This is a genomic window from Bacillus sp. LL01 (assembly GCF_001037965.1).
Genome location: NZ_LFEL01000078.1, coordinates 1 through 7,081, shown reverse-complemented (window position 1 = coordinate 7,081; position 7,081 = coordinate 1). Strand labels below are relative to the sequence as shown.

The 7,081-nt window shown below is 38.6% G+C and carries 9 protein-coding genes and 1 pseudogene; 8 read left to right on the top strand and 2 right to left on the bottom strand.

What is annotated here, in order from left to right; translation table 11 throughout:
* Both AB685_RS32195 and AB685_RS24580 read left to right on the top strand, forming a co-directional pair.
* Window positions 1-167: pseudogene (locus tag AB685_RS32195) on the top strand (MATE family efflux transporter); the annotation flags it as partial.
* 34 nt (window positions 168-201) lie between these two features.
* Complete coding sequence (locus AB685_RS24580; protein ID WP_047973218.1) at window positions 202-816, top strand: membrane protein; 615 nt, start codon at window positions 202-204, stop codon at window positions 814-816.
* A gap of 49 nt (window positions 817-865) precedes the next feature.
* On the opposite strand, the gene proC is transcribed toward AB685_RS24580, so the two are convergent.
* Entirely contained in the window at window positions 866-1,669 is an 804-nt protein-coding gene (proC, locus tag AB685_RS24575) for a pyrroline-5-carboxylate reductase (RefSeq protein ID WP_047973217.1), read from the bottom strand.
* Between the two features lie 121 nt (window positions 1,670-1,790).
* On the opposite strand from proC, the gene AB685_RS24570 reads away from it, so the two are divergent.
* Window positions 1,791-2,591: a YfkD famly protein gene (locus AB685_RS24570; protein WP_047973216.1), complete on the top strand. Its 801-nt coding sequence runs from the start codon at window positions 1,791-1,793 to the stop codon at window positions 2,589-2,591.
* Between the two features lie 37 nt (window positions 2,592-2,628).
* On the opposite strand, the gene yfkAB is transcribed toward AB685_RS24570, so the two are convergent.
* On the bottom strand, window positions 2,629-3,747 hold the full coding sequence (gene yfkAB, locus AB685_RS24565) for a radical SAM/CxCxxxxC motif protein YfkAB (protein ID WP_047973215.1): 1,119 nt from the start codon (window positions 3,745-3,747) through the stop codon (window positions 2,629-2,631).
* Window positions 3,748-3,967: 220 nt separating this feature from the next.
* On the opposite strand from yfkAB, the gene AB685_RS24560 reads away from it, so the two are divergent.
* The 5 genes from AB685_RS24560 to AB685_RS24545 all read left to right on the top strand — a co-directional run.
* Window positions 3,968-4,156, top strand: a complete 189-nt coding sequence (locus AB685_RS24560) for an SE1561 family protein (RefSeq protein WP_047973214.1) — start codon at window positions 3,968-3,970, stop codon at window positions 4,154-4,156.
* Window positions 4,157-4,168: 12 nt separating this feature from the next.
* Window positions 4,169-4,807 carry a histidine phosphatase family protein gene (locus AB685_RS24555; protein WP_047973213.1) on the top strand — a complete coding sequence of 213 codons (639 nt, stop codon included), beginning with the start codon at window positions 4,169-4,171 and terminating at the stop codon, window positions 4,805-4,807.
* Between the two features lie 140 nt (window positions 4,808-4,947).
* Window positions 4,948-5,121 carry a hypothetical protein gene (locus AB685_RS31835; RefSeq protein WP_198530578.1) on the top strand — a complete coding sequence of 58 codons (174 nt, stop codon included), beginning with the start codon at window positions 4,948-4,950 and terminating at the stop codon, window positions 5,119-5,121.
* Between the two features lie 164 nt (window positions 5,122-5,285).
* On the top strand, window positions 5,286-5,483 hold the full coding sequence (locus AB685_RS24550) for a cold-shock protein (protein WP_047973212.1): 198 nt from the start codon (window positions 5,286-5,288) through the stop codon (window positions 5,481-5,483).
* A gap of 159 nt (window positions 5,484-5,642) precedes the next feature.
* Window positions 5,643-7,081: fumarate hydratase (locus AB685_RS24545; RefSeq protein ID WP_047973211.1), on the top strand; the 1,439-nt coding region annotated here is incomplete at its 3' end.

Sequence of the window (7,081 nt, the reverse complement as noted above, 5' to 3'; positions counted from 1 at the left end):
TTCCATTAACATTCTTATTTGCCCAATGGTATGGAGAAAGAGGGATAGCCCTTGGTATGGGAATGAGCTTTATCGTCAGTAGTGTGATTGCAGCGAGCTATTATTTCCTCGGAAATTGGCGAAAAATAAGTGAAGATGTTGCAAAACAGACAGAGGGTACAAAATAAGGAGTAGTTGATACATTGATGGAGGAATTAGTAGATGTCAGTAACAGTTAAAAGAGGACTATTTTATCTTGTTGGATTATTGATCTTGTCATTCGGGATTACGATGACCATATTGGCCGGCTTAGGAGCAGGGGCATGGGATGCTCTAAATGTAGGGCTTTCACTAATGACTCCATTTACGGTAGGGAACTGGGTTATTYTAGTTGGGATCTTCTTAATTATTTTAAATGCGATCTTATCTAAAAGGAAACCGGAGATCTTATCATTGATCACGATCGTCATACTTGGCTTTTTTATCGATTTTTGGTTGTTATTCATTTTTCCAAATGTATTTATAACAGGAGTTGTCTTACAATATCTTGTTTTAACCATTGGGATTGTCATGATGGCTTTAGGGATAGCGACTTATTTACAAGCGAAATTTGCAGTTATTCCGATTGATCGCTTTATGTTTGTGCTTCAGGACTTGTTTGGAGTAAGGCTAATGGTAGCGAAAACGATTGGTGAAGTGTCCGCTTTAATAGCAGCCTTTGCTGCTGGAGGTCCCATTGGAGTTGGGACAATATTAGTTACATTTTTAATTGGTCCGTTAATTCAATTCTTCTTTCCGAAACTTGAAAGAATGGTCTATGGAACAAAGGAAGCATAATAGTAAGCAAAAAGGTCTGAGTGGGAGCTCAGACCTTTTAGTTTTTTTTTTAGTTTTTTTTCGCTTTAGCGTGGTCATTTGTTGCTCTAACTGCTTCAATAATCGCTTGTTGAAAATGATTTTTTTGTAATGACTTTAATCCTGCATCTGTTGCGCCCCCGGGAGAGGTAACTTGTTCTCTCAAGGTCGAAGGATCCTTATAGGTCATAAGCATTTCCGCGCTGCCGATGACCATTTCATTAACCAGATTCTGAGCTTGCGCTGACGTAAGTCCATATTCAGTTGCAGCATCGGCGAGAGCTTCGATAAAATAATATAAGTAAGCAGGTRCACTTCCTGTTACAGCAGTTAGGTTATGAACCTGTTCTTCAGCTAGTTGTTCTGATTGACCAATCGAATCAAGAATGACTTTCATTTTTTCTTTATGTAGAGGTGTAACATGTTGTCCATATGTATAAAGAGACATGGATTTCCCTACACTTGCTGCTGTATTAGGCATAAGCCAAGCAACAGCGACCCCTTTTGGTAAATGGGCTTCTAAAAAAGTAGGGTCTACACCAGCAGCCACGGTTACCACAAATTGTTCTTTTACTTGGGGTGAAAGTTGGTTCAATACTTTATCATGAGCACTTGGAGGACAAGCCAAAAGAATGGTATCAGCTTGATCGATTACCTCCATCCAATCTTCTGTTATTTCTATTGGATACTTTTCTGTTAAGTTCACTAATTTTTCCTTGTTTGATAAATTGGAAACGGTAATCGTTACTTCTTTATTGTGCTTGTTTAGTATTCCAGAAAAAATAGCTTCAGCCATTCGACCGGCACCGATAAATAAAATATGCATCTTCTTCATCCTTTCTTTTTCTTATACGGTATCAAAAAGAAGAGCAAACGGAAAGTAACGGATATTTTTTAAGCTTGCGGTTTACACTACCGATAACAGAAAAAATCAACCTATTAAGGAGGAATGGATCATGAAGCGGATCGTTCTTGCACTTGTTATGTTTCTCATCCTGTGTGTACCACTTCAAGCAATGGCAGAAGGCGAAAGTGAAGGTAAGAAAGACTTTACCATCCCAAGTTCAGTCTTGCCTATCTCAAAAGAAAACACGTATACCAACCCTACTCAAGATCTGCCTTATCTTCAGCCAAGTACGCTTGCACAAGAATTACTTGATTCAACAGATGTGAAAATTGAGAATCCAGATCTCATTCGAATTTTTAATGAATCAACGATCAATGATTCGAAACTTGCGATTGGGTTTCGAGCGTCCATCTATTTAGGGGAATGGCCTCTTGCTTATGAATCTCAAGGGACTGAAGTGAATTGGGAATATCAAAAAGTAAACACAAACTATGTGGATAATCGAGGTGGACGTGCTCCCCAAAAGCTTGCTTATACCCAGGAGCAACAAAAACGGGTTAGTGGCGGATTAACAGCTAAAATTCCAAATAGTGAAGCAGTTAAAAAGATGATGATGATTAAAGCTGCTGAACACACGAATTTACCACTCTCATTTGATACAGTTATTGGGCAAGGGACAAGAAAGAATAATACTTACAACATCGCACCAAATCAGGTTGGTTATTTGCACAGCTATGTTCCGGCAGCTAATGAAAAAGGAAAGGTCACGTATGGTGAAGTGTATCTTTCTTTTAAAGGTGGAAAAAGAAAGCTTGAAGTGAAAAATGTAACTCAACAAGGCGTGGGAGCTTGGATTCCAGTTCAAGATCATTTATCCTTTGGGTTTGTTGCAGCAAATCAACCTAAATAAGCAAAAAAAGTCGTCCCCTTTGTAGCGGACGACTTTTTTAAATGTTTGTTTTTCTAGTTGTAAAGTCAATATCACGATAATAGGCATCTTTTACAAGCACATTAGGACCAAGACATTTAACAGATGGACAATGACATGATAATGATTGGTTTAAACTCGTCTTACTCCATGTCTCATATGCTTCATTTAAAGAGGTATCTTGAATATTTCCAAGTGGAGGTGTATCACCAAAATCAGTCACAATAATATCTCCATCAAAAATATTTACATTTARTCTTGAACGACCATCTGGGTCATTGCGGAGAGTGACATTCTTTTCTTCAAACAAGCGCTTTTGAAGGACTAGGTCTTCTTGGTTATCACTACAAGGATAAAACGGTAATGTACCAAATAACATCCAAGTCTTAGGGTTGCGCACATCTAGTAGACGGTGAATTCCGTTACGAATTTCATCTAATGTAGCAACTTCAAGTTTGCTGGCGAAATCACTTGGATACATAGGATGAATTTCATGTCGTTGGCATCCCATTTCTACAATTTGTTGGTGGATCTTATCCAAATGAGGGATGGTACGTTTATTAATCATTGTCTCAGCAGAAACTATGACTCCGCGGCTTGTTAGTTCTTTTGCGTTTTTTACCATGCGATCAAACAAGGCAGCACGTTGTTCGAAGCTAGGTTTTCGGTCCATAACAGCAAATCCAATGTCGGCAAAATCCTCAACACTCCCATAGTTATGAGATATATGAAGAACATCAAGATAAGGAATGATCTTCTCATACCGTTTTAAATCAAGCGTAAGATTTGAATTAATTTGTGTGCGAACCCCACGTTCGTGAGCATATTTTAAGAGGGGCACTACATAATGATCTACAGATTTCATTGAAAGCATTGGTTCCCCACCTGTAATACTAAAAGCTTTCAAATGAGGTATCTCATCAAGACGCTTTATTAGTAATTCTAATGGGAGTGGGGTAGGGTCTTTAGGTTGCAATGTATATCCAACGGCGCAATGTTCACATCTCATGTTGCAAAGTGTGGTCGTCGTAAACTCAATATTCGTTAATTTAAGATGACCGAAAGAGTTTATATCTTCATATGCCTCCCACGGATCATAAGAAGGCGTGATTTTTGGTAATGTTTGATTCAAGAAAATCGAACTCCTTTTTTGTTGGCAAATATCTGCTTTGAGGAGGTTTGTGACCTCTAGTTGTTCTGTCTAATCATAACGTAAATGCGAGATGAGAAAAAGTCTTATCGTTACAGATGAAGAAGGTCTAGTTGTCTGGATGAAATGAATCTGTTAAACTTTAAACAGTTTTCGGAAATGAGCGCGTAACGATAAGAAATAGTACGCATATGAAGGAGCGATTTTTGTGGGTGGAGCCATTCATGATAAAAAAGAACAGATGGATTATTTACATCGTCGATTAGACTTACTTATGAATGTTTTAGATTCAATTGATCCTGAAGAAGCAGGGGTTGAAGAAATTGATCGTTTGCTAACGATGCTTGATGATATCGAATTAAAATGCAAACAATTTCGGAATGACTGGTCTGAATAAGGGGGCAGCATAGTGAATCTTTATTTAATCCGTCACGGAGAATCAGAAGGAAATCGATTAGGAAAGATTCAAGGTTGGCATGATTTCCCTTTATCAGATCTAGGGAAGAGACAAGCGTTACAACTTGGGAATTTCTTTAAACACATACATTTAGATCACATTTATAGTAGCGATTTAACTAGAGCGTATGACACAGCACTTGCGATAGGAAGTTACAAGGATCAAACCGTTCATAAATGGGAAAAGGTACGTGAAGTGAACCTTGGACCTCTTCAAGGGTTAACTCGAAAAGAAATTTATGAACAGTTTCCACAAGCTAAAGAAAAGTCTATTCTGACTTCAGGGTTAGAGGGTACGGAGTCAGTGGAAGAGCTGACTAAACGTTGTGCGTATATAGTAGATCAATTAAAAAGAGCACATTATAAAGATGATGTAGCGATTGTATCCCATGGCGGGTTCATTAGTATTTTCTTGATGTATCTCATGCTAGGAGAGAATTGGGGAGAGGTTCATCGACCATTTCAAATTGGTAATACAAGTGTGACACATATTGAATGGACCAAGTCATGGAAGCCATTATTTCATTATGTGAATCGTGACCATCACTTAACAACAGAAGCCATTGCTTCACAAGAAATGGGCTTATTATAAAAAAATATTGGTATACAAAAAAGCGTTAGGGAGCAGGGTTTCCTTAATGCTTTTTCGTTTAACCGTATCCTTAGCTGTTTACATCGATGAGATCTGTGAGACAATAGAAGGAACGTTAAAAATAGAAAGTGGGAAAAAAGTTGAGAAAAAATAAGTTCCAAACGAATGAAAAGGTGCTTTTAAAGTCACTAAATGAAACGGTCACGGTGAGTAAATTCAGCTACGTGGCTAATATGAAAAGATACTCATACACAGTTAAGGAATACCCACACACTTTCTATTTTGAAGAGGAACTTGAACAAATTACAACATAAATTTGCTTTTCTTTTTTCAACATGTTATGATGAACTTAATTATTCCTGTTCGGATGTCTCGATAAAGTTAAGACTTTCTTTTAAAAGTAGTTTTCTTCTTATTAGATTACAGAGCAAGGGTAGTAATATATTTGTGGATAAAATCCACGCTGGAGGAATTTTTAATGACACAAGGTACAGTTAAATGGTTCAACGCAGAAAAAGGTTTCGGTTTCATCGAAGTTGAAGGTGGAGATGACGTATTCGTACATTTCTCAGCTATCCAAGGTGACGGTTTCAAATCACTTGAAGAAGGTCAAGCTGTTTCATTCGATATCGAGCAAGGTGCTCGTGGACCTCAAGCTGCTAACGTAACTAAGTAATAACATAAAAGAAGGACTCCTTATTGGGGTCCTTTTTTATTTGTCTATTTTTGGTGAATAGACTGTAGACGCTTTCAATTTGGACTTTCGGAATGTTTGGACTAGCAGTATAATAGAGATTGACAAGTATAGAGAAGAACGGAAAAGGAGCTGGCAGAAGTGGAGAAATTGCAACAAAGCATTTATGAATTAATTGTCGAAACGTCTACGAATCTACCTAATGATGTACGTCGTGCGATTGCAAAAGCAAAGACGCAGGAAAATGCAGGTACTCGCGCAGCGCTTTCTTTATCAACGATTACAGAAAACATTGAAATGGCAGAGGAGAAGGTGTCACCGATTTGTCAAGATACTGKTATGCCTACTTTTGAAATTAAAACTCCTGTAGGCGTGAATCAAATTGAAATAAAAAAAGCGATTCATAGAGCTATGGAGCAAGCAACTGCAGATGGAAAGTTGCGTCCTAACTCTGTAGATTCCCTAACAGGACAAAATAGTGGAAATAACTTAGGTGAAGGAACACCTGTTATTCATTTCTCTCAATGGGAAGAAGATATAATTGATGTCCGTCTTATCTTAAAGGGTGGCGGCTGTGAAAATAAAAACATCCAATATAGCTTACCAGCAGAGTTAGAAGGTCTAGGTCGTGCTGGTCGTGATCTTGATGGCATTCGTAAATGTATTATGCATTCGGTCTATCAAGCACAAGGACAAGGCTGTAGTGCAGGCTTCATTGGCGTCGGAATTGGTGGAGATCGTACAACGAGTTATTCACTTGCGAAAGAACAATTATTCCGTACAGTAGATGATGTTAATCCTGTAGAAGATCTGCAAAAGCTTGAAGATTACGTGATGGAAAATGCCAATAAATTAGGTATTGGAACAATGGGATTTGGCGGGGAAGCTACGTTACTAGGCTGTAAGGTAGGAGCGATGCACCGCTTACCAGCTAGTTTCTTTGTCTCTGTTGCCTATAATTGCTGGGCATATCGCCGCCTAGGTGTGGTACTCGATCAAAAGTCTGGCGAGATTCGTGAGTGGTTATATAAAGATGGAGAAAATGTTAACCTTAACACAGAAAGTAAAGAAATTTCTGATGCTGCAGAAGTGAAATCAGAAGCACGTGAAGTTGTACTTGAAGCTCCAATCACAGAAGAGAAAATTCGTGAACTTAAAGTAGGAGATGTAGTCATCATTAATGGAATGATGCACACAGGTCGTGATGCGATTCATCATCATTTAATGGACCATGATGCACCAATTGATCTTAATGGTCAAATCATCTATCACTGTGGACCAGTAATGCTTAAAGATGAGCAAGGCGAATGGCATGTAAAAGCGGCTGGTCCTACAACGAGTATTCGTGAAGAACCATACCAAGGTGATATCATGAAGAAATTCGGTATCCGTGCTGTAATGGGTAAAGGTGGAATGGGTCCTAAAACGCTAAAAGCGCTTGAGGAGCATGGTGGTGTTTACCTAAACGCTATCGGTGGTGCAGCTCAGTACTATGCTGACTGTATTAAAGGGGTCAAGGGTGTTGACCTAATGGAATTTGGTATCCCAGAAGCAATGTGGCACCTAGAAGTAGAAGGCTT

Excerpts from the sequence above, each read along its gene's own strand:
- AB685_RS24570 (WP_047973216.1), top strand. The coding sequence starts at position 1,791 with ATGAAGCGGATCGTTCTTGCACTTGTTATGTTTCTCATCCTGTGTGTA.
- AB685_RS24550 (WP_047973212.1), top strand. The coding sequence starts at position 5,286 with ATGACACAAGGTACAGTTAAATGGTTCAACGCAGAAAAAGGTTTCGGT.